The following is a 23,488-nucleotide window of genomic DNA, read 5'->3' as shown; positions in this document are numbered from 1 at the left end:
TGCCCCATGAGACGACTGCTTCTCGTGCTGTGCGCCGCCACGCTCGGCCTGCTGCTGGGCGCCGGCCCTGCCACGGCCGCGGCGCCCGCCGAATTCGGCACCGACTGGCACGACCCCATCACGGCCACCCCGCCGGTGGACAGGCCCGCCACCACCTCGTGCAAAGTGACCGTCGCCGAAACGGAGTTCCGCGACTACACGCCCTACAAGGGCACATACCTGCCGCCCAAGGGCTGCGGCGACCGCTGGAACAAGGTCGTCCTGCGGCTGGAGGGCGCGGTCGCCGGACGGCAGTACGACCGCCTCGGCTATCTGCACATAGGCGGCGTCGAGGTCCTGCGCACCTCGACTCCCGAACCCTCCCCCGAAGGCATCACCTGGAACGTGGAGAAGGACGTCACCCGCTACGCCCCCACGCTGCGCGACCGGCAGCCCGTGGAGATGCTCATCGGCAACCTCGTCAACGAGACCTACACCGGCGTCATCAAGGTCAAGGTGACGCTGACGTTCTACAAGGCCGAGGGCAGGGTGAAGCCGGCGCAGACCCCGGACAAGGTCCTCACCCTCGACGACGCGCACCACGAGGGCGCGGTGTACGAGGGCAAGCTGAGCACTCCCGCCAACAGCGAGCGGATCGTGGCGGAGGTGTACGCCACCGGATCGGGCGGCGGCTGCGAGGAGTTCTGGTACCTCACCGTGCCGGACGCCGCGCCCTACTCGTGCAAGGCGAAGGACGGCCCCTACCGCGAGGTGCGGGTCTCGGTGGACGGGCGGCTCGCCGGAATCGCGGCGCCGTTCCCGACCGTGTGGACCGGCGGCTGGTCCAACCCGTTCCTCTGGTACGTGATCCCCGGACCGCGCGCCTTCGACGTACGTCCGCTCGAGTACGACCTCACGCCCTTCGCCGGGCTGCTCAACGACGGCAAGCCGCACACCGTCGCGATATCCGTCGCGGGCGTACCGCAGGGACAGAGCGGCTGGAGCACGCCCGTGAACGTCCTGGTGTGGCAGGACGCCGAGTCGGAGCGGGTCACTGGTGCGCTCACCACGCACCGCGCGGGCACTCCGGCCAGTACCACCGCGTACGAGGCCGGCACCGAGCACCGGCTGAAGTCCGAGGGCGGCAACTCCCTGACCGTCGCCGGCTACGTCGACACCTCGCACGGGCGGGTCACCACGACCGTTTCCCGCCAGGTCGCCGCGGCCTCCACGCACCGCTGGACCGCCGGCGAGTCGACGGACGGCCTCAAGGCCCGCTGGACCGACGACGAGACGGTCACTGTCGCCGGGCGCGGCCCGGCCACCGCGACCGGCGCGCACCGCGTCTACACCATGGACGGCGAGATCACGGTCGGCGCGGGGGACCGCCTGCGCACGGTGATGACCATGGGCGACCGCGCCGACAGCGTCACCCTGCGCGCCGGTGAGCGCATCGGCTGGTCCCGCATGGACGACACCTACACGGGTGACGCCGCCTACAACCAGAACGTGCCGCGCGAGCAGCGCCACGCCACGGGCGTCTCACGCGAGCGCTACCGCCTCCTCGGCCCCGGCACCTGTTACGACCACACCCTGGCCACGGCTCAGGGCGAGCTGACGGAGGACCGGCACCGCTGCTGACCTCTCGTTGATCTCCTGCTGATCCCTTAAGACCCCCCTGATCCCATAAGACCGCCGGGCGGGTGCGCGTGAGCCGGACAGCGGCTCCGCGGCCCGCCCGGCTCGGTTCGACGGGCGGGACCGGACGAGTGGTCAGGGGCGGACCGACCGGGTCAGCAGCTCGGCCAGCAGGCCGCCGAGCACGTCGCGCTGCCCGTCGTCGAGGGGGGCGAGGACCTCCTCCACGGCCGCGCGCCGGGCCTCGCGCAGGGCGCGCAGCGTCGCCCGCCCCTCGTCGGTGAGCTCTATCCGGGTCACCCGGCGGTTGGACGGGTCCGGCACGCGGCGCACCGCGCCGTTGGCCTCCAGGGCGTCGACCAGTGTCGTGACCGCCCGGGGCACCACTTCCAGGTGCTGGGCCAGATCCGCCATCCGCGGGGGCGTCTCGTAGTGGGCGACGGTGCGCAGCAGCCGCGACTGGGCGGGGGTGATGCCGACCGGATCCAGATAGCGCTTCTGCGCGCGGTGGAGCCTGCGGGTCAGCCTCAGCAGCTGCTCGGCGAGCTGGCCGGACGTGTCGGGGGCCGTCATGATCGCAATGTTATCAGGACACCGTCCATTGTGAATATAGGTAACAGTGAGCTATGCTCTGTACAGCGCCGGAGCTCTCGGCGCGGTCAGCGTTCTTTCCCGTTCCGGCCACCGGACCGACCTCGCTGAAGGAGCCCATGCCTCACGACGAACCGAACTGGACACCACCTCCCGCGGACCCGGAGAAGCCCGCGCAGGTGCGGCGCATCCTCCGCCTCTTCCGCCCGTACCGCGGTCGGCTCGCCCTCGTCGGGCTGCTCGTGGCCGCATCGTCCCTCGTCACAGTCGCCTCGCCGTTCATGCTGCGCGAGGTCCTCGACGAGGCCATCCCGCACGGCCGCACCGGTCTGCTGAGCCTGCTCGCCCTCGGAATGATCGCCGCCGCGGTCGTCAACAGCGTCTTCGGCGTGCTGCAGACCCTGATCTCCACAACCGTCGGCCAGCGCGTCATGCACGACCTGCGCACCGCGGTCTACGGCCGCCTGCAGAGCATGCCGATCGCCTTCTTCACCCGCACCCGCACGGGCGAAGTGCAGTCCCGCATCGCCAACGACATCGGCGGCATGCAGGCCACCGTCACCTCCACCGCCACGTCGCTGGTCTCCAACCTCACCGGCGTGATCGCCACCGTCGCCGCCATGCTGGCCCTCGACTGGCGGCTGACGGCCGTCTCCCTCCTGCTGCTGCCGCTGTTCGTCTGGATCAGCCGCCGCGTCGGTGACGAGCGCAAGAGGATCACCGCCGAGCGGCAGGGTCAGATGGCGTCCATGGCCGCCATGGTCACCGAATCGCTGTCGGTGAGCGGCATTCTGCTCGGCCGCACCATGGGCCGGTCGGACTCCCTCACCAAGGCCTTCGCCACCGAATCGGAACGGCTCGTCGGCCTCGAGGTGCGCACCAGCATGGCCGGGCGGTGGCGGATGTCCACCATCAGCATCGTCATGGCCGCCATGCCCGCGCTCGTCTACTGGGCCGCCGGCCTCGCGCTGCAGACGGGCGGCCCGGACATCTCCCTCGGCACGATCGTCGCCTTCGTCTCCCTCCAGCAGAACCTCTACCGGCCCACGGTCAGCCTGCTCTCCACCGGCGTGCAGATGCAGACCTCCGTCGCGCTCTTCCAGCGGATCTTCGAATACCTCGACCTGCCGGTGGACATCACCGAGCCCGAGCACCCGGTGCGCCTGGAGAAGATCCGCGGAGAGGTCCGCTTCGAGGACGTCACCTTCTCCTACGAGCCCGCCGGCGCGGCGCTCTCCGGCATCGACCTCGAGGTCCCGGCCGGCGGCAGCCTGGCGGTCGTCGGCCCGTCGGGCGCCGGCAAGAGCACGCTGAGCCATCTCGTGCCCCGGCTCTACGACGTCACCGGCGGACGCGTCCTGCTGGACGGCGTCGACGTCCGTGACCTCGATTTCGACACCCTCGCCCGCGCGGTCGGCGTGGTCACTCAGGAGACCTACCTCTTCCACGCCTCCGTCGCCGACAACCTCCGCTTCGCCAAACCCGACGCCACGGACGAGGAGATCAGGGCCGCCGCCGAGGCCGCGCAGATCCACGACTACATAGCCGCCCTGCCCGACGGCTACGACACCGTGGTCGGCGAGCGCGGCTACCGCTTCTCCGGCGGGGAGAAGCAGCGGCTGGCCATAGCCCGCACGATCCTGCGCGACCCGCCCGTGCTCATCCTCGACGAGGCGACCAGCGCGCTCGACAACCACACCGAGCTCGCCGTGCAGCAGGCCATCGACGCGCTGTCCGCCGGTCGTACGACGATCACCATCGCGCACCGGCTCTCCACGGTCCGCCACGCCGACCAGATCGTCGTCCTCGACGGGGGCCGCATCACCGAACGCGGCACCCACCAGGAACTCCTCGCCGACAACGGGCAGTACGCCGCACTGGTGCGCCGTGACACGCACCTGACGGCCAAGGTCTGAGACGAACAGAGCGGGCCGGGCGGACCATCCGCCCGGCCCGGCGGCCACCTTCAGCCGGGTGCGGGCTCCGTGAACTCCGCGCGTATCGCCGACGTGTGCTCGCCGAGCTCCGGCACGGCCCCCATCGCCGCCTCCCTGCCCGCCACGTCCACCGGAGGCAGCAGCCCGCGCAACGGTCCCGCCGGGGAGGCGAATTCGCGCCAGCGGTCGCGTGCCGCCAGCTGGGGATGGCCGGCGAACTCGGCGACGCTCCGCAGCCGGGCGTTGGCGATGCCCGCGCCGTCCAGCAGGGCGAGGACACCGTCCGCCGTGTGCGCGGCGAAGCACTCCTCGATGACACCCGTCAGCTCCCCGTCGTGCGCGTGGCGCAGCGGGTTGTCCGCGAACCGCGGGTCACGGGTGAGCCAGGGCTGACGGAGCACGCGTTCGCACAGGGCCACCCACTCGCGGTCGCTCTGCACGCTCAGGAACACCCGGCCGCCGTCACCGCAACGGTAATGGCCGTAAGGGGAGATGGAGGGGTGCCGGGCGCCGCTGCGGGCGATGGCCTCGCCGCCGTACGCCTGGGCGAAGTAGGGGTGACCCATCCATTCGGCCAGCGCGTCGAACAGCGAGACCGACAGCGCCGAGCCCTCGCCGGTGCGCTCACGCTCGTACAGGGCGGTGAGGATGCCGGTATAGGCGTACATCCCGCCGGCGATGTCGGCGATGGAGATGCCGGGCCGGGCGGGGGCGCCGGGGCTGCCGGTGATCGAGACCAGTCCCGCCTCGCACTGCACCAGCAGGTCGTAGGCCTTCTTGTCCCGGTAGGGGCCGTCCGTGCCGTAGCCGGAGACATCGCAGGTGATCAGGCGCGGGTGGTCGGCGCGCAGGGTGGCGCCGGTGAGGCCCAGGCGCCCGGCGGCGCCGGGGCCGAGGTTCTGGACGAAGACGTCGGCGCGGGCGACGATCCGGTCGAGCAGCGCCCGGTCCCCGGCGTCCTTGAGGTCGAGGACCACGCTCTCCTTGCCCCGGTTGACCCACACGAAGTAGGCGGACAGGCCCTTGACCCGGCGGTCGTAGTCGCGGGCGAAGTCGCCGCGCCCGGGACGCTCGATCTTGATGATGCGGGCGCCGAGGTCCGCGAGCTGCCGGGTGGCGAAGGGTGCCGCGACCGCCTGTTCGAGGGCGACGACCGTGATGCCGCGCAGGGGCAGTGACCGTCCGGCCTCTGCCGGCGGCGGGGCGGTCATGGGCGTCCGGCCGCGTCGAGAAGGACCACGTCCAGGGTCCGCGGGCCGTGCACGCCCTCGACGCGGTCGAGCTCGATGTCGCTCGTCGCGGACGGGCCCGAGATCCAGGTCAGGGGCCGCCGGGGATCCAGCCGCGCCAGCGCCAACGGCACCGAGTCCACCACCTGGTCAGCGACACGCACCACGCACACGTGGTGGTCGGGCACGAGCGTGATCCGGCGGCGTCCCTGCCCGGGGCCCGCGTCGAGGACGAGCGTGCCGGTCTCGGCGATCGCCAGCGCGCACCCGGTGACGACGCTGTCGACGGCGTCCAGTTCCCGTGCCGTCAGCCCGGTGGTGTCGGGGACCAGTTCCGCACGGGCCTCCGCGAGCCAGCCGGGCGGCAGACCGGCCGGCACGACCACGCGGCGCGCTCCCCGCCGCTCGAGCAGTGCCGCCAGGAGGGCCGGCAGGCCGTCCGGGCCCGTGCGGTGGACGGACGCCCGGTAGTCGGTGAGGTTCTCGGCGAGCAGGGCGGCGGCCTCGGCGGGCGTGTGCGTGCCGTGCGAGGACAGGTAGTCGCGCGGCACGGGATGGTCCCGCGGCCGCTCGTGGCGCGGCACGTCCGCCAGCGCGCGCCGCACCCGCCCCAGGACGCGCTCCCTGCTCCGATCGGCGCTCACGTGGCCTCACCTCGGGTCCTGGCCCACCAGTCCCGGAACGACTCGGCGGGCACCTGCGGCAGTTCACGGCTGTCCGTCCACGCCCGGACCGGGCCGGGCAGCCGCCGGGGCGCGAACCGGCGGGCGCGCGCCGCCAGGCGCTGCGCCCGGCGCAGGGCCGCCGGATGGCCGAGCGTCCATGCGGCCGTGCGCGCCACCGCCCGCTCGGGCGCGCGCCGCTTCGCCGGCCGGACGACCGTCCGCACGCCCCGGACCGTCACCTCGCCGCCCTGCACCACCCGTTCGCGCAAGTGGAGCAGGACCTCCGGGATGTCGATGGCCACCGGGCACACCTCGTAGCAGGCGCCGCACAGGGTCGAGGCGAACGGCAGGGACTCCTCCAGCGGGGAGGCCGGGCCGCGCAGCTGCGGGGTGAGGATCGCGCCGATGGGGCCGGGATAGGGCGAGCCGTAGGCGTGGCCGCCGGCGCGCTCGTAGACGGGGCAGACGTTCAGGCAGGCCGAGCAGCGGATGCACCGCAGCGCCTGCCGGCCGACGCGGTCGGCGAGGGTGTCGGTGCGGCCGTTGTCGAGCAGCACCAGGTGGAAGGCGCGCGGGCCGTCCTCGTCGGTGGTGCCCGTCCACATCGAGGTGTAGGGGTTCATGCGCTCGGCGGTCGAGGAGCGGGGCAGCAGCTGGAGGAAGATCTCCAGGTCCCGCCAGGTGGGGACGACCTTCTCGATGCCGACGACGGAGATCAGGGTCTCCGGCAGCGTGAGGCACATCCGGCCGTTGCCCTCGGACTCGACGACGACCAGCGTCCCGGTCTCGGCGACCATGAAGTTGGCCCCGGAGACGCCGACCTCGGCCCGGAGGAACTTCTCGCGCAGGTGCAGCCGTGCCGCCTCGGCGAGGTCGGCGGGGCGGTCGGTGAGCCCTTCGGGGGCGGGGCGGCCCCAGTCGGCCATGTGCGCGCGGAAGATGTCGCGGATCTCGCCGCGGCCGCGGTGGATGGCCGGGACCAGGATGTGCGAGGGCAGGTCGTCGGCGAGCTGCACGATGAGTTCCGCCAGGTCGGTCTCGTACGCCCGGACGCCGGCCTGCTCGAGGGCGGCGTTCAGGCCGGTCTCCTGGGTGACCATCGACTTGACCTTGACGACCTCGCGCTCGCCCGTGGCCCGGACGAGGCCGGTCACGATGCGGTTGGCCTCGGCGGCGTCGGCCGCCCAGTGGACGGTGCCGCCCGCCCGTGTGACGCTCTCCTCCAGCCGCACCAGGTAGTGGTCGAGGTGCCGCAGCGTACGGTCCTTGACGGCGGCCGCGGCGGCGCGCAGCCGGTCCCAGTCGGCCAGTTCGGCGACCGCCCGGTCCCGCTTGGCGCGGATGGTGTGGGTGGCCCGGCGGAGGTTGGCCCGCAGCGTGGCGTCACGGGTCGCGTCCGCGGCCGCCCGGGGGAACGCCGGCATGCCTACATACGTACGGCTCATGCGAGCCTCCCGTCCGTGCTCGCCAGGATCTCCGCCAGGTGCACGGGCCGTACGTGCGATCCGTCGCGGGCCAGGGTGCCGCCGATGTGCAGCAGGCAGGAGTTGTCGACCGCGCACACGACGCGGGCGCCGGTGTCGCGGACGGCGCGCGCCTTGTCCGCGCCCATCGCGGCGGACACGGCGGGGTTCTTGACGGCGAAGGTGCCGCCGAACCCGCAGCACTCCTCGGCCCCTTCGAGCTCGCGCAGCTCGAGCCCCTTGACGTGTTCCAGCAACCGCCGCGGCCGGTCACCGAGGCCGAGCGAGCGCAACCCGTGGCAGGTGGGGTGGTAGGTGACGGTGTGCGGGAAGTACGCGCCGACGTCGACCACGCCGAGCACATCGACGAGGAACTCGGTGAGCTCGAAGGTCCTGGGCGCCAGGCTCGCGGCGGCCTCGGCCAGGGCCGCCGGGTCGGAGCCCGGCCGGTTCTCCTCGGCGGCGCGGGCCGCGATCCGGGGGTAGTGCTCGCGGATCATGGCGGCGCAGGAGGCGGAGGGCGTGACGATGTGGTCGTAGCCGCGGAAGGCGGTGGCGCAGCGCGGCAGCAGGGGCTCGGTGCGGTGGCGGTAGCCGGTGTTGTACAGCGGCTGGCCGCAGCAGCTCTGCTCCTGCGGGAAGCCGACCTCCACGCCGAGCCGTTCGAGCAGGGCGACGACCGCTCGGCCGGTGTCCGGGTGGAGCGTGTCGTTGACGCAGGTGACGAACAGCCCTACGCGCACACCCGTGACACCTCCCGGCGGGCCGGCCAGTGATCGTCCGGCGGCTCATACTGCCGTAGCGAACGCCGGTTGTGAAGGTCGCGACGACCGTGCGGCGGTCAACGCGCGGATCTCCCGTACGGCCGCCCGTCCGGCCCGGTTGGCGCCGATGGTGCTGGCCGACGGGCCGTAGCCCACCAGGTGGACGCGGGGGTCGCGCACCGCGCGCGTGCCCTCGAGGCGGATGCCGCCGCCGGGCTCCCGCAGCCCGAGCGGCGCGAGGTGGTCGATGGCGGGGCGGAAGCCGGTGGCCCACAGGATCACGTCCGCCTCGACGGCGGTGCCGTCGGCCCATGCCACGCCCGTCGGGGTGATCCGGTCGAACGCCGGCCGCGGGTCGAGGACCCCGGCGGCCCGCGCCCGCCGCATCGCCTCCGTCATGGGCAGGCCGGTCACCGACACCACGCTCTGCGGCGGCAGCCCCCGGCGCACCCGTTCCTCCACCTGTGCGACGGCGGCACGCCCGCGTGCCTCGTCGAAGGGGCCCTCGCGGAAGACCGGCGGCCGTCGTGTCACCCAGGTGGTGGCGGCCGCCACCTCGGCGATCTCCATCAGGTGCTGCACCGCCGAGGTGCCGCCGCCCACGACCACCACGCGCAGTCCGGCGAACTCCCCGGGCCCCGGATAGCCGGCGGTGTGCAGCTGCCGGCCGCGGAAGGTCTCCTGGCCGGGGTAGCGGGGCCAGAACGGGCGCTCCCAGGTGCCGGTCGCGTTGATCAGGGCCCTGGCCGACCACACGCCCTGTGACGTCTCCACGCGCAGCCTGCCGCCGTCGCCCTCGCGCACCGCGCCGATCGTGACGGGCCGGCGCACCCGCAGGTCGAAGGCGCGCTCATAGTCGGCGAAGTAGCCGCCGATGACCTCGGAGGAGGGCCGCAGGTCGTCCGCGTCCGTCAGCTCCATGCCCGGCAGGGCGTGCATGCCGTGCACCTTGCCGTACGTCAGCGTCGGCCAGCGGTACTGCCAGGCGCCGCCCGGACGCGGCGAGCCGTCGAGGACGACGAAGTCCCGGTCCGGCCGGTAGCCCGTGCGACGCAGGTAGTAGGCGCTCGACAGGCCCGCCTGCCCGGCACCAGCGACGACGACCTCGACCTCACGCACCCCGATTTCGTTCATGTTTCTACTAACTATGTGGGTGCCCGCTCTCTTCCCGGGCGGGTCCGCGTAAGAGGATGGGGTCATGAGCGACACCTTCCGCACCCACGTCCTGGACATCACCACCGGCTCCTCGGAGACGGTGTACGACCTCACGCGCGACTGCGAGGCGTTCCTGCGCGAGGCGGCCGCCGGCCGCGACGGCCTGCTCAACGTTTTCGTGCCCCACGCGACCGCCGGCGTGGCCATTCTGGAGACGGGCTCCGGCAGCGACGACGACCTGCTCGCGGCGCTGCGCGACCTGCTGCCGGCCGACGACCGCTGGCGGCACCGCCACGGCAGCCGCGGCCACGGCCGCGACCACGTACTGCCCGCCCTCGTGCCGCCGCACGCCACCCTGCCGGTCATCGGCGGACGGCTGGAACTGGGTACCTGGCAGTCGGTGTGCCTGGTCGATACGAACAGGGACAACCCCGACCGCCAGGTGCGGCTGACGTTCCTCGGCTGAGGCGTGGCCGGCCGGCCACGGTCGGCGCCGGGCGGTCGGGCCTGAGGCCGGGTCAGTCCTGCTGGGCGGACGGCGGCAACTGGCGCAGCTTCACCTTCGTCTTGGTCTTGAAGGCCCAGTCCAGCATCTTCGCGGCATCCGGGTAGCGGTTGGTGGGGTCGTTGAGGATGACGCCCACCACCGTGCGCTTGCCGCGCTGCGCCGCGAAGATCAGGCACGGGCCGGCGGTCGTGCCGGTCCCGGTCTTGATGCCTATCGCTCCCTGGTAGGAGTCCAGCAGCTTGTTGGTGTTGTACCAGGTGTAGAGACGGTTGACGTTCGCGGCCTTCTGCTTGGTGCTGGTCGCGCGCACGACCGTGCTCAGCGTCTTGCTCGCCAGGGCCTTGCGGGCCAGCTTGGCGGAGTCGCGCGGGGTGGTGTAGTTGTTCCCCGCCCGCGATATGCCGTCGAACGAGTCGTACTTGGTGTTCTTCATGCCGAGCTCGGCGGCCTTCTTGTTCATCTTGGCGATGAACGACGTGGTCCGGGCCGCCTCGGTGCTGCCGCTGCCGAAGGTGTCGGCGAGCGCGTACGCGGCGTCGCACCCGGAGGGGAGCATCAGGGCGTACATCAGCTGGCGGACGGTCAGCTGGTCGCCCGTGCGCAGGTCCGCCGTGCTCGCACCGGTGCGGGCGACGTAGTCACGGTAGGACTGCTTGATGGTGATCTTCTTGTTGAGATCGACGTTCTTGATGCCCAGGACCGTGACCGCCGTCATGATCTTGGTGGTGCTGGCCATCTGCCGCTTGGTGTCGGCGTCCTTGCTCCACAAGGTGCGGTTGGCGCCGCTGTCGAGCAGGAAGGCGCCCTTGGCGCTGATGTCCGGGCCGCCCGCGGCCTCGGCGGTCGTCGTCGGGAGTGCGACGGCCACGGCTGCGGTCGAGGCGACCACGGCGGCGCCCCACCGGCGCGTAGATCTTCTTCCGCTTCGCTCCATGTACGGACCTTTTCCTCGCGTGTTGGGATGAGCGAGCAGATAATCGCACCAGCTCATGCGCAAGGAGAAGCCGGGTCCTACCCGGAGTACCCCCGGAGCGTCCCGGACGCCCTTTCAGCTGCCTTGCCGTACCCCGCCCATGGCCCAGGCGTAGGCGCGCTCCGCGTCGAACTCCCGCTGGCCGCCCGCGAACAGCAGCTCCACTGTGGCGAACCCCGCGTCACCGGCCGGCACCGGCACATAGGGCACGGCGAGGCAGCGCATACCCGCCCGGTGAGCCGCCTCCACGCCGGGCGCGGAGTCCTCCACCACCGCACAGTCCACCGGCGGCACACCCAGCCGGCGCGCGGCCTCCAGGAAGACGTCCGGTTCCGGTTTGCCGCGGGCCACCTCCTCGGCGGAGACCAGGGTGACGAAGCGGTCGCTCAGCCCGGTGCGGGCCAGCACGGCCTCGATGGCCGGGCGCGAGGAACCGGAGGCCACCGCGAGCGGCACCCCGGCGGCGTGCAGCAGCTCCACGAACCGGCGCATCCCGGGGAACACCTCGGTGCGGGTGCGGGCCAGCTCCAGGTAGACGCGGTTCTTCGCGGCGAGCAGTTCCTCGACCGGCGCCTCGATGCCGTACTCCCGGCGCAGCGTCTCCATCGTCTCCCGGGTGCCGACGCCGATGAAGCGGGTGTGCTCCCGCCAGTCGAAGCCGGTGACGCCGTAGCGCGCGAGCACCCGGCGGCCGGCCTCGAAGTAGTTCGGCTCGCTGTCGACCAGCGTCCCGTCGAGGTCGAAGACGACCGCCCGGCCGGCGGCGGTACGCGTCACGAGGGCCGCTGGGCCGCGCGGCCCACCGCCTCCACCAGGGGCACCATCCGGTACGGCACCCGCTCCCGCAGCACCATCTCCGTACGGGTGCGCACCACGCCCGGCAGCTGCACCAGCCGCTGGATGACGTCCTCGAGGTGCGCCGCGTCCCGCGCCACGACGCGGGCCATCAGGTCGCCGCCGCCCGTTATCGAGAACGCCTCGATGATCTCCGGCACTTCGCCGAGGTCGCCCGCCACCGTGTCCAGGTGCCCCTGGGTGACCTCGATGTGGACGAAGGCCAGCACCGGATGGCCGAGAGCCGCGGGGGACAGGCGGGGCCCCGTGCCGGTGATCACACCGTCGCGCTCCAGCCGGTCGAGACGGGCCTGCAGCGTGCCGCGCGCGATGCCGAGCACGCGCGCGTACTCGCGCACGCTCGTACGCGGCTGTTCCAGCAGCAGCCGCAGGATCCTGGCGTCCAGCGCGTCCACGGCCATGGGCCATCGGCTCCTTGCGGTCGGTGTCGACGGCCTCGCACTGTACCAATGGCTCATCCGGAGGGCTGTCGCGTCACCAGTGGAGCACCGGTCCGTCCTGCCGCGGCCGCCCGTCAGACGAGCGCGGCCCAGATGATGACGGTCACGGCGAAGACGAGCACGAAGACGCCGATCAGCAGCACCGGCCCCGCCGCCCAGCCCCGCTGGTTGTAGTCCGGCTGCCGGGGACCGGCGCCCGACATGCTGCTCTCGCCGGGAGGCGTCTCGCCCGGTGGCACGCCTCCGCCCGGCTCGAGACCCGGGGTGCTGTCCGGGTCCGGATCGGGATTCGGTGCGGTGGTCATGGTCTCACCCGGCCTTTCCGCCGTGGCTCCGCGTCGGTCCGCGGCCTCACTACCTCCCATGGTGCGCCCGGTGCCGGTGGGGCCGCCCGCCGCTCTTCGCCCGGACGGGCGGTCACCGGCCGCTCCGGGCGGCGCGGATCCGCCCCTCCGCCGGCACCTGCCCGTTCGGCCGTACGGAAGTGCGCCGCGCACCGCACCGCACGAGACTCGTCCGAGGGAGGGGCACCGGATGGGGGCCGTCACCGAAGGAGTCGTCTCGATGGGGAACCCCGTTTGCGCCCTGCCCCGGCACGCGGGCCGCAAGGACCGGCCCGGCCGCCGCACGGAGGAGCCCGGACCCGCCCGGCGCCGCCCGCATCCCTCACGCCCGGACGGGCCGGGCCGGCGCGGCGGCGAGGAGGACGGCGGACACCCCGCCCGCCGGCCGGTCAGGGGCCGGCGGAGCCGGTGCGGGCCGTGCGGCACGCACGCGTGCCGCACGCCGCGCGGATGACGGGATGTCACCCCGGGGCGCCCCGCGCCGCGGGTCCGTCCCGCACAACACACCGGTGACGCACCACGCACCGCTGTCCGTGACGCGGACGGTGCCCGCATGACCGCCCCCTACGGGACCTCCGGCACCGGCGCGACTCCCCGCCTCGGCGCGGCTGCCGGCATCGGCGTGGTCATCGCCACCCGCAACCGCGCCGGACCGCTGGCCGCCACCCTGGGCCGGCTCACCACCCTGCCCGAGGCGCCGCGGATCGTGGTGGTGGACAACGCCTCCATCGACGGCACCCCCGAGATGGTGCGCGACTGCTTCCCGCGCGTCCTCGTGCTGCGCCTGCCGCGCGACAAGGGCGTGGTCGCCCGCACCGACGGCGTCCGCCGCCTGCGGACCCCCCTCATCGCCTTCAGCGACGACGACTCCTGGTGGGCCCCGGGCGCGCTGGCCCGCGCGGAAGCCCTCATGCGCGAGCACCCCCGCCTGGGCCTGCTCTCCGCCCGCGTCCTGGTCGGCGCCGACCGCCGGCCCCACCCACTCGACGACACCCCGGCCGCGTCACCCCTGGGCCGCGCCCCCGACCTGCCGGGCCCCAGCGTCCTCGGCTTCCCGCCCTGCGCCGCCGTCGTCCGCCGCGAGGCGTACCTGCAGACGGGCGGCTTCAGTCGCCTGCTGTCCTCCGGCGGCGCGGAGAGCGTGCTCGCCTACGACCTGGCCGCCCGCGGCTGGGGACTGGCCCACTGCCCGGACGTCGTCGCCCACCACTGCCCGGCCGTCCGGCCGTGCGAGGGGCACGACGCCCGCATGGCCCGCGACGCCCTGCTGACCGCCTGGCTGCGCCGCCCCCTGCCGCTCGCCCTCCGGCGGACCCTCGCCGTCGCCGTGCGCGTCGGCCACGACCGCGTCGCCCGGCACGCCCTGTGCGGCACGCTGTCCCGGCTTCCCGCGGCGCTCGCCCACCGTCGCCCGGTGCCGTCCGGGGTGGAGGCTGACATCCGCCTGCTGGAGCGTCATACCGGCGGGGACGGCCGCGGCGGATGACCGGCACCGGAGGCTCCCGCCGCCGCGCCCACCGACCCGTCGCGTCTCACGGACGCCGCCAGGAGTCGTCCCGTAGATGGGAGCCCGCGTGTGGGCCCATGCGCAGCATGCCGCCGTCGACGCTCCACGACGCGCCGGTGACGTAGCCGGCGTCCGGTCCGCTGAGGAACGCGATGACCGCCGCCACCTCGCGGGCGTCCCCCGGGCGGCCGACGGGGACACCGGGCCTGCGCACGGCGTGCACATCGATGTCCACCTGCCCGGTCATCGGCGTCGCGATCTCACCGGGCGCGACGGCGTTGACGGTGATCCCGTGCTCGGCGAGCTCCAGCGCCATCACCTGGGTGAGCAGCCCGAGCCCGCCCTTGGCCGCACAGTAGGGGGCCGTGCCCACGCGCGGCTGGTGCTCGTGGACGCTGGTGACGTTGACGATCCGCCCGCCGCCGCCCTGCCGGATCATGCGGCGGGCGGCACGCTGCCCGCACAGCAGCGGGCCGATGAGGTCGACGTCGATCACCTCGCGGACGGCGTCCAGCTCCAGATCGAGGAACGGTGTGACCGAGCCCATACCGGCGTTGTTGACGAGGACGTCGATGCGGCCCAGTTCACCGGCGAGCCGGTCGACGGCGTCGGCGGCGTCCGGCAGCCGGGTGAGGTCCATCTGCGCGAGCGCCGCCCGCCGTCCCGCGGCCCGTACCTCGGCCGCGGTGCCCTCGGCTCCTTCGAGATCGCTGTGCCAGGTGATGCCGATGTCCATGCCCTGCCGGGCCAGACGCACCGCGGTGGCGCGGCCGATTCCGGAATCCGCCCCGGTGACGACGGCGACGCGGGCAGGGGCTCCCTGTTCGTCCATGTTGGCGTGCGCATTTCCGTGCTCGTTCATACGGTTCCTCGTCTCGTGAGTGCTGCTCCTCGTCGCATGGGTCTCGTCCGCCGTCCCGCGCGGCATGTGTCCCTCACACCTCCGCTGTTCCTTGTACCTCCGCGTGGCCATTGGCACTCCCGTGGCGCACCCTTACGCGCCACGACTGGGCCAATGGCCCAGCCGTTCCGGACTCCCTTGAGCCAACAGCCGCAGTGATGGTGTGATGGTGCGGTCGATGGCGCTGCGGGATTTCCGCGGCGCCTTTTTCATGCCGGAGTGCCGAAGGGGCGGGAAGCAGTGCTGAAGAGGGCGTTCGTGGTACCGGACCCGGGCCGGCTCAGGCTGCGCACGGGCCTGCGCGCCGTGCTCGGCGTCGGTCTCGCGGTCGCCGTCGCACAGCTGGCCGGACTGCCGCTGCCCGCCGTCATCCTGGGCGGCCTCGCGGCGCTCCTCGCCCTGTTCACCGTCGGCGATCCGACCGTGCGCCGCCAGGTGGTCACCACCGCCCTGCTGCCGGCCGTCGGCTTCCCCGTGCTCGCCCTGGCGGCCGCACTGCACGGCCTGCCCCTGGTGCGCGACGGCGTCTTCCTCGCCGTCGTCTTCTGCGGCGTGTACGCGCGGCGCTGGGGAGCGCGCGGGCAGGCGCTCGGGATCTTCGGCTTCATGATGTTCTTCGCCACGCAGTTCCTGCACGCCGTCCCCGGCGAGCTGCCCGAGCTGTACGGTGCCGTGGCCATGGCGATCGTCGCGTCCGGCCTCGTCCGGTTCGGCCTGTGGTGCATCGAGCGCCGCACCCCGCCGCCCGCCGTCCCGGCCCCGGCGGCCGCCCGCGGCCTCGCCCGCCCCACCACCCGGCAGGCGTTCCAGACCACCTTCGCCTGCGGCTTCGCGCTCGCCGTCGGCCAGCTGGTCTCCGACGAGCGCTGGTACTGGGCCGTCGGCACCGCCTGGTGGATCTTCGTCAACACCGCCTCGCGCGGCGAGACCCTCGTCCGCGGCTTCCGCCGCGTCGTCGGCACGGTGATCGGCATCGCCGTCGGCCTCGTCGTCGCCGTGCCGCTGCACGGCGCGGCCGCGCCCTCCGCCGCGCTCGTGGCGGTCTGCGTCTTCGGCATCTTCTACACCGCGGCGCCCTCGTACAGCTGGATGATGTTCTTCGTCACCGTGATGGCCGGCCTGCTGTACGGGCTGCTCGGGGTGCTCCACCCCGGTCTGCTGACCCTGCGCTTCGAGCAGACCCTGGTGGGCGCGCTGGGCGCGGCCCTCGCCGTCGCCCTGGTGCTGCCCGTCACCACCCACGCCGCCACCGACGCCTGGATCCGGCGCGCGCTGCTGGCCGTACGGCACTGCACGGCCGAGTCCACTCGGCGGCTCGCCGGCGACGCGGGTGCCGACCCCGCGCCGCACGTCGCCGAGCTGGAGCCGCTGCTGACCAGGGTGCGGATCTCGCTCGCGCCGCTGCTGCACCCGCTCAGCCCGCTGCGCGCCCGCCGGGAACGCGCCCTGGAGGTCATGGCGCATCTGGACGACTGCGTCCGGCAGGCCCGCGGCCTCGCCGAGGTCGCCGCCGATCCCGACGCCTCCCACGATGCCCGGCTGACCGCCGCCTGCCAGCGGGTCGAGAGCGCGCTCCTCGCCCTCGCCGCCCCGGACGAGCCACTGCCGGCCGCCGAGCCGGACGCTGTCCCGCACCACCACCCCGGTGCCGAGAGGGCCCTCGCGCACCTGCACGACCTCGAGGCCTCGCTCGCATCACTGGCCACGCCCCTGCGCAACGGCCCGCGCGGAGTCTTCGCCGAGGCCTGACGGTCCTCCGGCGGGCCACGGAACGTCACTGTCAGTGGCGGCGTGTAGCGTCGGACGCACCGGATGGTTCGACGGGAGGGGCGGGCGATGGCAGGAACGACGGCGCGGGACGGCCGGCGGTGGGCGTACATCGGGTCGTTCACACAGGCGGGCGGCCGGGGTCTGACCGTCGCCGAGGCCGACGGCGCCACCGGCGCCCTGAAACCCGTGTACTCCACCGACGTGGTGCCCAACCCCTCCTACCTCGCCCTCTCGCCCGGCGGTGACGTGCTCTACGCGGTGAGCGAGAGCGACGAAGGGGCCGCGGCGGCGTTCTCCCTGGCCGACCCCGCGCGCCCCGAACCGCTCGGGGCACCCGTCGGCGTGCGCGGCGACGGCCCCACGCACCTCGCCGTCGCCGGAGCCCGTCTGCTCACCGCCAACTACGGCTCCGGCAGCGTCAGCGTCCTGCCGATCCGCACCGGCGGGCTGCTCGGCGAACCCTCGGCGGTGCTCCCGCACCGCGGCAGCGGCCCGGTGAGCGACCGTCAGGCCGGTCCGCACGCGCACGCCGTCGTCACCGACCCCTCGGGGCGCTGGGTGCTCGCCGTCGACCTCGGCACCGACTCCGTGTGGACGTACGCCCTCGACCCGGTGACCGGCGACCCGGTGCGGCACGGGGAGACGCGGCTGCGGCCCGGAAGCGGGCCCCGCCATCTCGTCTTCCATCCGCGCGGCGACCGCGCGTACATCCTCAACGAGCTGACGCCCACCGTCACGCTCTGCCGCTGGGACGCGGCGACGGGGACGCTGGAGCCGGCCGGCGAGGTGCGCGTGGTGCCTCCGGGCGTGGAGACGGCCTGCTATCCGTCGGCGCCCGTGGTCTCCGCCGACGGCCGGTTCCTGTGGGCGGCCGTCCGAGGGCACGACAGCATCGCCACCCTCGCCCTCGACGCCCCGGGCGACCACGCCGAGCTCCGGCACACGGCCGGCTGCGGCGGGCACTGGCCCCGTGACCTGACCGCGCATCCGGACGGCACGGTGCTCTACGCCGCCAACGAGCGCTCCGGCGACGTCACCTGGTTCACCGTCGACCCGGACACGGGCATACCCGCGCCCGCCGGTTCGATCGCGGCCCCGGCGGCGTCCTGCGTGCTCTTCGCCTGAGGACGGCCTGAGGACACAGCGGTCGCGAGACGACCGGCTGCGACGACACCGGCCCCACGAACGCCTGGAGGGGCCTCCAATGATGGAGGCCCCTCCAGAGGCGGCCGTTCACGGGCCGTACGTACGGACGTACGCGCGACCCGGCGGTGCTGTCGTGCGCGTCAGCGGGCCGACGCGCCCTGCGGAGACGGCTGGGTGGTGATGCCCAGCACGGAGGCGTACTTGGCCAGCGCGAGCTTGCCGATCGCCGGGTAGGCACCCAGCGGCTCGGACGCCGCGCAGCCCGCCTCCTTGGCGGCCATGGCGGTCAGCGTCTCGTCGACCTCGGGCCCGATGAGGCACGGGGCCAGCGCCAGGTTCCGGGAGCCGGAGCCGCGCAGCTGGTCGGCGGCGCGGGCGATGGAGCCCTCCTCGTCCAGCGCGGCGGCCAGCACGGGCACCGCCAGACGGGCGGAGAGCAGCATGCCGGTGATGCCGGCGGCCTGCACGGCCTCCTCGCCACCGACCGTCGCCAGCACGATGCCATCGGCGGCGGTTGCGACTGTGAACAGTCGTGCGCGGTCGGCGCGGGCCAGGCCGGCCTCGGACAGCCGCACGTGCAGCGCCTCGGCGAGCAGCGGGTGCGGGCCGAGCGTGTCGGTGAGCTCGCTCGCGGAGCCGCTGTTCATGACGGACTGGCGTATCCGCCGCAGGGCGGCGCTGTCCGGCCCGGCCAGCAGCGGCACGACGACGGCGTCGGGCGCCTGCGCCCAGGGGTCCTCGGCGGACTCTCCTTCGCGCGCTTCGCTCGCGCGAGCGGCGCGCTGGGCGGCGGCGTAGCCGAGCACGGCGTCCAGGGGCGGGAAGCCCTCGCTGTCGGCCTCGGCGTCCACGTAGCCGACGCGCGCGTCGAGCCCGGGAAGCTCGGAGCGGGCGATGCTCAGGGTCTCCTCGGCGAGGTGGCGCGTGGCGATGTCGGGTGTGCCGGGCACGGCGAGCACCAGCGGGGGCGCACCCGCCGGGGCGGCCACGGGCTCCGGCCGCCGGTGTCGTCCCGGCTGGCGGGGACGCGGCATTCGTACAGGCAGGCCCGGCGCGGGCCCTGTGGGGGAGCTCATGGCGCCGCATGTTAGTCGTTCATGGGGCTCGGACGTTCGGGTGGGGGTAACTGAGCAACGTCTGTCCGGTTTTATTCGATGGCTCATACGATAAGCGCAGATGTGATCAGCAAACGACCCGGAGCAGCACGTCGTCCACGGGCAGTGTCAGATCGTCGGTCGCGAGTGCGGTGGCCACGGTCACCGATCCGGCCAGTGGATCACCCTCGGGGGCGACCGTCCGAGCGTGAGGAAGTTGCAATTGCAACTCTTCGTGCAATGGCGTGAGAAGGTGGTCGCCCATCCGGAACAGCCCGCCGGTGAGCGCCACGGCCGCTGCCGAGGAGGGACAGACCGCCGCGGCGGCCCCGGCGATGTGGCGTGCCGCCGCCCGCAGGATGTCCGCCGCGACCGCGTCGTCGGCCGCGCACCGCGCCACCTCGGGGGCGAAGGAGGCCAGCACGGCGGGCCGGTCCGTACGCGGGTACAGCTTCCCGGGCAGCTCCCGCACCGGGCCGAAGACCGCCTCGGCGCGGGCCAGCAGTGCCCTCGAGCCGCCCGCGCGCCCGTCGTGGGCCCGCAGCGCGGCCTCCAGCCCCGCGCGACCGATCCAGGCGCCCCCGCCGCAGTCGCCCAGCAGATGCCCCCAGCCGTCCGCGCGCCGCCAGCCGCCCTCGCCGGAGAGGTCCGTGCCGAGCGCGACCAGTCCCGTGCCGGCCGCGACGACCGCGCCCGGCCGCTGCCCGAGGGCACCCGCGTAGGCGGTCACCGCGTCGGAGGCCAGGGCGAGACGGCGCACCCCCAGCGCCTCGCGCAGGGCCCGGGGCAGGACGGCGCGGAGGTCCTCCCCGAGCATGGCCATGCCCGCCGCGCCCACACAGGCGGCCGCGCAGCCGCGCGCCCCGGCCCGGCCGAGCAGTTCCGAAGCGGCGGGCAGCACCGCGGCGAGCAGCGCCCGCGCGTCGATGCCCCGCCGCCCGGTGCCGACCGGGACCGGGGAGGACCAGGTCGGGACCGGCCCGTCACCGTCCACCGCCGCCAGCGCGACCCGGAGGCCGGAGCCGCCCGAGTCGACTCCCAGCACATGACCGGCCGCACCGGAGGTGACCCCCACGGCGCCCGTCACCCGAGCCCGTGGGCGCGGTGCGCGCTCGTCCGCAGCGACATGACGCGCACCCTACTGCCCCGGCCGGGTTCAGGGCAGCTGCCAGTCCACCGGGACCGAACCCTGGCGCGCCAGCAGGTCGTTGGCCCGGCTGAAGGGCCGCGAGCCGAAGAAGCCGCGGTCCGCGGACATGGGGGAGGGGTGCGCGGACTCCACGCACGGCACCCCCTCCAGCAGCGGCCGCAGGTTGCGCGCGTCGCGCCCCCACAGCACGGCCACCATCGGCCGGCCCCGCGCCACCAAGGCGCGGATCGCCTGCTCGGTGACCTCTTCCCAGCCCTTGCCGCGGTGTGCCGCGGGCTTGCGCGGTGCCGTGGTCAGCGCCCTGTTGAGCAGCAGGACGCCCTGGCGGGTCCAGGGCGTCAGATCGCCGTTGGACGGCCGGGGCAGCCCCAGGTCCGTGTGCAGCTCACGGAATATGTTCTCCAGGCTGCCGGGCAGCGGGCGCACCTCGGGCGCGACGGAGAAGCTCAGGCCCACGGCGTGACCGGGCGTCGGGTAGGGGTCCTGACCCACGATCAGCACCCGCACGTCGTCGAACGGCTGCTGGAAGGCGCGCAGCACGTTCGCGCCGGAAGGCAGGTAGGTCCGGCCGGCGGCGATCTCGGCGCGCAGGAAGTCGCCCATCGCGGCGACCCGTCCGGCCACCGGCTCCAGCGCCTTGGCCCAGCCCGGTTCGACGATCTCATTCAACGGTCGTGCGGCCACGACGGCGGTCCCTCCCTGTGGGCAAACTGTTCGCCGCGCAAGTCTAGGTTCGGACGCGCCCGGGGAATTCACCTGTCCGCCCGGAGCGAGGGAGCCGCGGCCGGAGCCGGGCGGGCACGTCGTGGGTGTAACCGCCGGCGGGGCTCCGGGAGATTCAGCCGTAAGAGGTGTACCGGCGGTGCGGGCACCGCTCACACCCTCCGGCAAAGCCTTTGTACGGCAGGCATCGTAATTTGACGATCGCCGTACTACGGTGTGTATCGTACTAACGCAGTCGATCAAGCCGCTTCCGCGCGGCACAGCGAATCGGAGTTCCGACGTGAGCACCCTCTTCGAGCCCTTCACCCTGCGGTCGCTGACCATCCCCAACCGCGTCTGGATGGCGCCCATGTGCCAGTACTGCGCGGACCCGGACGGCCCCCGCGCGGGTGTGCCGCACGACTGGCACTTCGCCCACCTCGCGGCACGCGCAGTCGGCGGTGCGGGGCTCATCCTGGTGGAGGCGACGGCCGTGGTGCCCGAGGGCAGGATCTCGCCCGCCGACCTCGGGCTGTGGAACGACCGCCAGCAGGAGGCGTTCCGGCGCATCACCTCCTTCCTGGAGGCCCAGGGCACCGTCCCCGGCATCCAGCTCGGCCACGCCGGCCGGAAGGCGTCGACCGACCGGCCGTGGCGCGGCGGCAAGCCCGTCGGCCCCGAGGCGCACGGCTGGCGGCCCTCCGCCCCCTCGCCGGTGCCCTTCGCCGACGGACACCCGGTGCCCCACGAGATGACCACCGACGACATCAAGGACGTGATCCGGGCCTTCGCCGCCTCGGCGCGGCGGGCGCTCGCCGCGGGCTTCAAGGTCGTCGAGATCCACGGCGCCCACGGCTACCTCATCCACGAGTTCCTCTCCCCGCACAGCAACCACCGCACCGACGAGTACGGCGGCTCCTTCGAGAACCGCACCCGCTTCGCGCTGGAGATCGTGGACGCCGTGCGCGAGGTCTGGCCGGACGAACTGCCCCTGTTCTTCCGCGTCTCCGCCACCGACTGGCTGACGGAGAACCCGCGGGACGAGCGGGAGGGCTGGACCGCCGACGACACCGTGCGCCTCGCCAAGGAACTGCAGGCCCGCGGCGTGGACCTGCTCGACGTCTCCACCGGCGGCATCGCCCCCGGGGTCACCATCCCGGTGGGCCCGGACTACCAGGTCCCCTTCGCCGCACGCGTGCGTGAGGAGACCGGCCTGGCAGTCGCCGCGGTCGGACTGATCACCGAACCGCGCCAGGCGGAGGACATCCTCACCTCCGGCCGGGCCGACGCGGTGCTGCTCGGCCGCGAACTGCTGCGCAACCCCTCCTGGCCGGCCGACGCGGCCACCGCCCTGGGCGCCCCGGCCCGTCGCCCCGACCAGTACGGCTGGGCGGTCTGACGCCCCGTCCCCTCCACCGGCGCCGCCCGGTACGCGCCGCTCAACGCCGCCCTGGAACAATGCCGTTGCGGGTGCCGTTGACCACGTACGTACCGGGCCCGGCAGGGCGACGTCAGGAGGACATGTGACCAGCGCACAGGCGGCCGACGCGGTCGAGCACAGCTTCGTCGAGGTGAACGGGGTCAGACTGCACATCGCCGAACAGGGACAGGGGCCGCTGGTCCTGCTCCTGCACGGCTTCCCGGAGTGCTGGTACTCCTGGCGGCACCAGTTCGGGCCGCTGGCCGAGGCCGGCTACCGGGTGGTGGCGCCCGACCAGCGCGGCTACGCCCGCAGCGAGCAGCCGCGGGACATCGACGCCTACAGCCTGCTGCACCTCACCGGTGACGTGATCGGCCTGATCCACGCGCTGGGAGAGGAGAGCGCCGTCGTCGTCGGCCACGACTGGGGCGCGCCGGTCGCCTGGACGACCGCCCTGCTGCGCCCGGACGTCGTGCGGGGCGTCGCCGGGCTGAGCGTCCCGCCGGTCCCGCGCGGTCCCGTCCCGCCGCTGCCGGCGCTGCGCTCGCTGCTCGGCGACGGCTTCTACCAGATCTACTTCCAGGAGCCGGGCCTGGCCGACGCCGAACTGGCGCAGGACCCCACGGGAACGTTCCGCCGCATCCTCTTCGGCGGCTCCGGCGACAGCCCGAACACCGCCCCGCCCCGCCCGTGGGTCATCCCCGAGGGCGCCTCGCTCCTGGACACCATGCCGGAGCCGGACCGGCTGCCGTCCTGGCTGACCGAGGACGACATCCGCGCCTTCGTCCGCGAGTTCGACGAGCACGGCGAACGCGCCTTCACCGGCGGCCTGAACTGGTACCGCAACATCGACCGCAACTGGGAGCTGCTCGCCCCGTTCGCGGACCGCGGCATCGACGTCCCGGCGCTGTTCGTGGCCGGGGACCGGGACCTGGTGCGGTCCTTCCCCGGCGTCGAGGAGCTGCTGTCCTCGCTGAAGCTGCTGGCGCCGAAGCTGCACGCCAGTATCACTCTCCCCGACTGCGGCCACTGGACCCAGCAGGAGCGTCCAGAGGAGGTCAACGCCGCGCTCCTGGACTTCCTGGCCCACCTGCCGGCCCGGGGCTAGACAGGTTCCCGGCCGTGGCGCCCCCCCCCCCCGCCCGGGGGGGGGGGGGGGCGGGCCCCCGGGCGGGGGGGGGGGGGGGCGGGGGGGGGGGGGGGGGGGGGGGGGGGGGGGGGGGGGGGCGCGGGTGTCCAGGGCGGCGGATGCCGCAG

The 23,488-nt window shown here is 73.9% G+C and carries 22 protein-coding genes; 8 read left to right on the top strand and 14 right to left on the bottom strand.

The window, feature by feature from the left end; translation table 11 throughout:
* Positions 1-6: 6 nt before the first annotated feature.
* Positions 7-1,620 (top strand): peptide-N4-asparagine amidase, encoded by a 1,614-nt coding sequence (locus ACIG36_RS07135; protein ID WP_399923272.1) that lies wholly within the window; start codon positions 7-9, stop codon positions 1,618-1,620.
* A gap of 132 nt (positions 1,621-1,752) precedes the next feature.
* Here the strand turns inward: ACIG36_RS07135 and ACIG36_RS07130 are convergent, their stop codons facing one another.
* Positions 1,753-2,190, bottom strand: coding sequence for a MarR family winged helix-turn-helix transcriptional regulator (locus ACIG36_RS07130; protein ID WP_399923269.1), 438 nt, complete (start codon positions 2,188-2,190; stop codon positions 1,753-1,755).
* A 137-nt stretch (positions 2,191-2,327) separates the two neighbouring features.
* Here ACIG36_RS07130 and ACIG36_RS07125 point away from each other — a divergent pair, with 137 nt between their 5' ends.
* A complete protein-coding gene (locus ACIG36_RS07125) occupies positions 2,328-4,124 on the top strand; it encodes an ABC transporter ATP-binding protein (RefSeq protein WP_399923266.1) in 1,797 nt (598 codons plus the stop codon).
* A gap of 50 nt (positions 4,125-4,174) precedes the next feature.
* Here ACIG36_RS07125 and ACIG36_RS07120 read toward each other — a convergent pair whose 3' ends face one another.
* From ACIG36_RS07120 to ACIG36_RS07100, 5 genes are read right to left on the bottom strand one after another with little or no spacing between them, the layout of a single operon-like run.
* A complete protein-coding gene (locus tag ACIG36_RS07120) occupies positions 4,175-5,356 on the bottom strand; it encodes a CaiB/BaiF CoA transferase family protein (protein WP_399923263.1) in 1,182 nt (393 codons plus the stop codon).
* Positions 5,353-6,018, bottom strand: coding sequence for a lactate utilization protein C (locus ACIG36_RS07115; RefSeq protein ID WP_399923261.1), 666 nt, complete (start codon positions 6,016-6,018; stop codon positions 5,353-5,355). The genes ACIG36_RS07120 and ACIG36_RS07115 overlap by 4 nt, the downstream gene beginning before the upstream one ends.
* Positions 6,015-7,484 carry a lactate utilization protein B gene (locus ACIG36_RS07110; RefSeq protein WP_399923258.1) on the bottom strand — a complete coding sequence of 490 codons (1,470 nt, stop codon included), beginning with the start codon at positions 7,482-7,484 and terminating at the stop codon, positions 6,015-6,017. Before ACIG36_RS07110 ends, ACIG36_RS07115 begins: the two co-directional genes overlap by 4 nt.
* Entirely contained in the window at positions 7,481-8,245 is a 765-nt protein-coding gene (locus tag ACIG36_RS07105) for a (Fe-S)-binding protein (protein WP_399923255.1), read from the bottom strand. The genes ACIG36_RS07110 and ACIG36_RS07105 overlap by 4 nt, the downstream gene beginning before the upstream one ends.
* Before the next feature lie 45 nt (positions 8,246-8,290).
* On the bottom strand, positions 8,291-9,400 hold the full coding sequence (locus ACIG36_RS07100) for an NAD(P)-binding domain-containing protein (RefSeq protein WP_399923252.1): 1,110 nt from the start codon (positions 9,398-9,400) through the stop codon (positions 8,291-8,293).
* 64 nt (positions 9,401-9,464) lie between these two features.
* Between ACIG36_RS07100 and ACIG36_RS07095 the strand changes: the two genes are divergently transcribed.
* Positions 9,465-9,887, top strand: coding sequence for a secondary thiamine-phosphate synthase enzyme YjbQ (locus ACIG36_RS07095; protein ID WP_399923249.1), 423 nt, complete (start codon positions 9,465-9,467; stop codon positions 9,885-9,887).
* Positions 9,888-9,939: 52 nt separating this feature from the next.
* On the opposite strand, the gene ACIG36_RS07090 is transcribed toward ACIG36_RS07095, so the two are convergent.
* The 4 genes from ACIG36_RS07090 to ACIG36_RS07075 all read right to left on the bottom strand — a co-directional run bounded on the left by ACIG36_RS07090 (position 9,940) and on the right by ACIG36_RS07075 (position 12,502).
* On the bottom strand, positions 9,940-10,863 hold the full coding sequence (locus ACIG36_RS07090) for a D-alanyl-D-alanine carboxypeptidase family protein (protein WP_399923246.1): 924 nt from the start codon (positions 10,861-10,863) through the stop codon (positions 9,940-9,942).
* A 114-nt stretch (positions 10,864-10,977) separates the two neighbouring features.
* The gene (locus tag ACIG36_RS07085; RefSeq protein ID WP_399923243.1) at positions 10,978-11,679 is read right to left on the bottom strand and encodes an HAD family hydrolase; all 702 of its coding nucleotides are present in this window, start codon (positions 11,677-11,679) and stop codon (positions 10,978-10,980) included.
* Positions 11,676-12,158 carry an Lrp/AsnC family transcriptional regulator gene (locus tag ACIG36_RS07080; RefSeq protein WP_399923240.1) on the bottom strand — a complete coding sequence of 161 codons (483 nt, stop codon included), beginning with the start codon at positions 12,156-12,158 and terminating at the stop codon, positions 11,676-11,678. The genes ACIG36_RS07085 and ACIG36_RS07080 overlap by 4 nt, the downstream gene beginning before the upstream one ends.
* Positions 12,159-12,271: 113 nt before the next feature.
* A complete protein-coding gene (locus ACIG36_RS07075) occupies positions 12,272-12,502 on the bottom strand; it encodes a DUF6480 family protein (RefSeq protein ID WP_399923238.1) in 231 nt (76 codons plus the stop codon).
* Between the two features lie 592 nt (positions 12,503-13,094).
* On the opposite strand from ACIG36_RS07075, the gene ACIG36_RS07070 reads away from it, so the two are divergent.
* Positions 13,095-14,027 (top strand): glycosyltransferase family 2 protein, encoded by a 933-nt coding sequence (locus ACIG36_RS07070; protein ID WP_399923235.1) that lies wholly within the window; start codon positions 13,095-13,097, stop codon positions 14,025-14,027.
* 46 nt (positions 14,028-14,073) lie between these two features.
* Here ACIG36_RS07070 and ACIG36_RS07065 read toward each other — a convergent pair whose 3' ends face one another.
* The gene (locus ACIG36_RS07065; protein WP_399923232.1) at positions 14,074-14,910 is read right to left on the bottom strand and encodes an SDR family oxidoreductase; all 837 of its coding nucleotides are present in this window, start codon (positions 14,908-14,910) and stop codon (positions 14,074-14,076) included.
* 282 nt (positions 14,911-15,192) lie between these two features.
* Here ACIG36_RS07065 and ACIG36_RS07060 point away from each other — a divergent pair, with 282 nt between their 5' ends.
* Positions 15,193-16,698, top strand: coding sequence for an FUSC family protein (locus ACIG36_RS07060; protein WP_399923994.1), 1,506 nt, complete (start codon positions 15,193-15,195; stop codon positions 16,696-16,698).
* Positions 16,699-16,785: 87 nt separating this feature from the next.
* Complete coding sequence (locus tag ACIG36_RS07055) at positions 16,786-17,844, top strand: lactonase family protein (RefSeq protein ID WP_399923229.1); 1,059 nt, start codon at positions 16,786-16,788, stop codon at positions 17,842-17,844.
* Positions 17,845-18,005: 161 nt separating this feature from the next.
* Here ACIG36_RS07055 and ACIG36_RS07050 read toward each other — a convergent pair whose 3' ends face one another.
* The 3 genes from ACIG36_RS07050 to ACIG36_RS07040 all read right to left on the bottom strand — a co-directional run bounded on the left by ACIG36_RS07050 (position 18,006) and on the right by ACIG36_RS07040 (position 20,793).
* Complete coding sequence (locus ACIG36_RS07050) at positions 18,006-18,941, bottom strand: sirohydrochlorin chelatase (RefSeq protein ID WP_399923227.1); 936 nt, start codon at positions 18,939-18,941, stop codon at positions 18,006-18,008.
* A 106-nt stretch (positions 18,942-19,047) separates the two neighbouring features.
* On the bottom strand, positions 19,048-20,034 hold the full coding sequence (locus tag ACIG36_RS07045) for an N-acetylglucosamine kinase (RefSeq protein WP_399923223.1): 987 nt from the start codon (positions 20,032-20,034) through the stop codon (positions 19,048-19,050).
* An 81-nt stretch (positions 20,035-20,115) separates the two neighbouring features.
* Positions 20,116-20,793: a uracil-DNA glycosylase gene (locus ACIG36_RS07040; protein ID WP_399923220.1), complete on the bottom strand. Its 678-nt coding sequence runs from the start codon at positions 20,791-20,793 to the stop codon at positions 20,116-20,118.
* A gap of 319 nt (positions 20,794-21,112) precedes the next feature.
* Between ACIG36_RS07040 and ACIG36_RS07035 the strand changes: the two genes are divergently transcribed.
* Both ACIG36_RS07035 and ACIG36_RS07030 read left to right on the top strand, forming a co-directional pair.
* The gene (locus tag ACIG36_RS07035) at positions 21,113-22,210 is read left to right on the top strand and encodes an NADH:flavin oxidoreductase/NADH oxidase (RefSeq protein ID WP_399923217.1); all 1,098 of its coding nucleotides are present in this window, start codon (positions 21,113-21,115) and stop codon (positions 22,208-22,210) included.
* A gap of 124 nt (positions 22,211-22,334) precedes the next feature.
* Entirely contained in the window at positions 22,335-23,339 is a 1,005-nt protein-coding gene (locus ACIG36_RS07030; RefSeq protein WP_399923214.1) for an alpha/beta fold hydrolase, read from the top strand.
* Positions 23,340-23,488 lie beyond the last annotated feature (149 nt).

The organism is Streptomyces sp. NPDC053048, from assembly GCF_044547045.1.
GTDB lineage: Bacteria > Actinomycetota > Actinomycetes > Streptomycetales > Streptomycetaceae > Streptomyces.
This window is presented reverse-complemented; position numbering and strand designations above follow the sequence as displayed.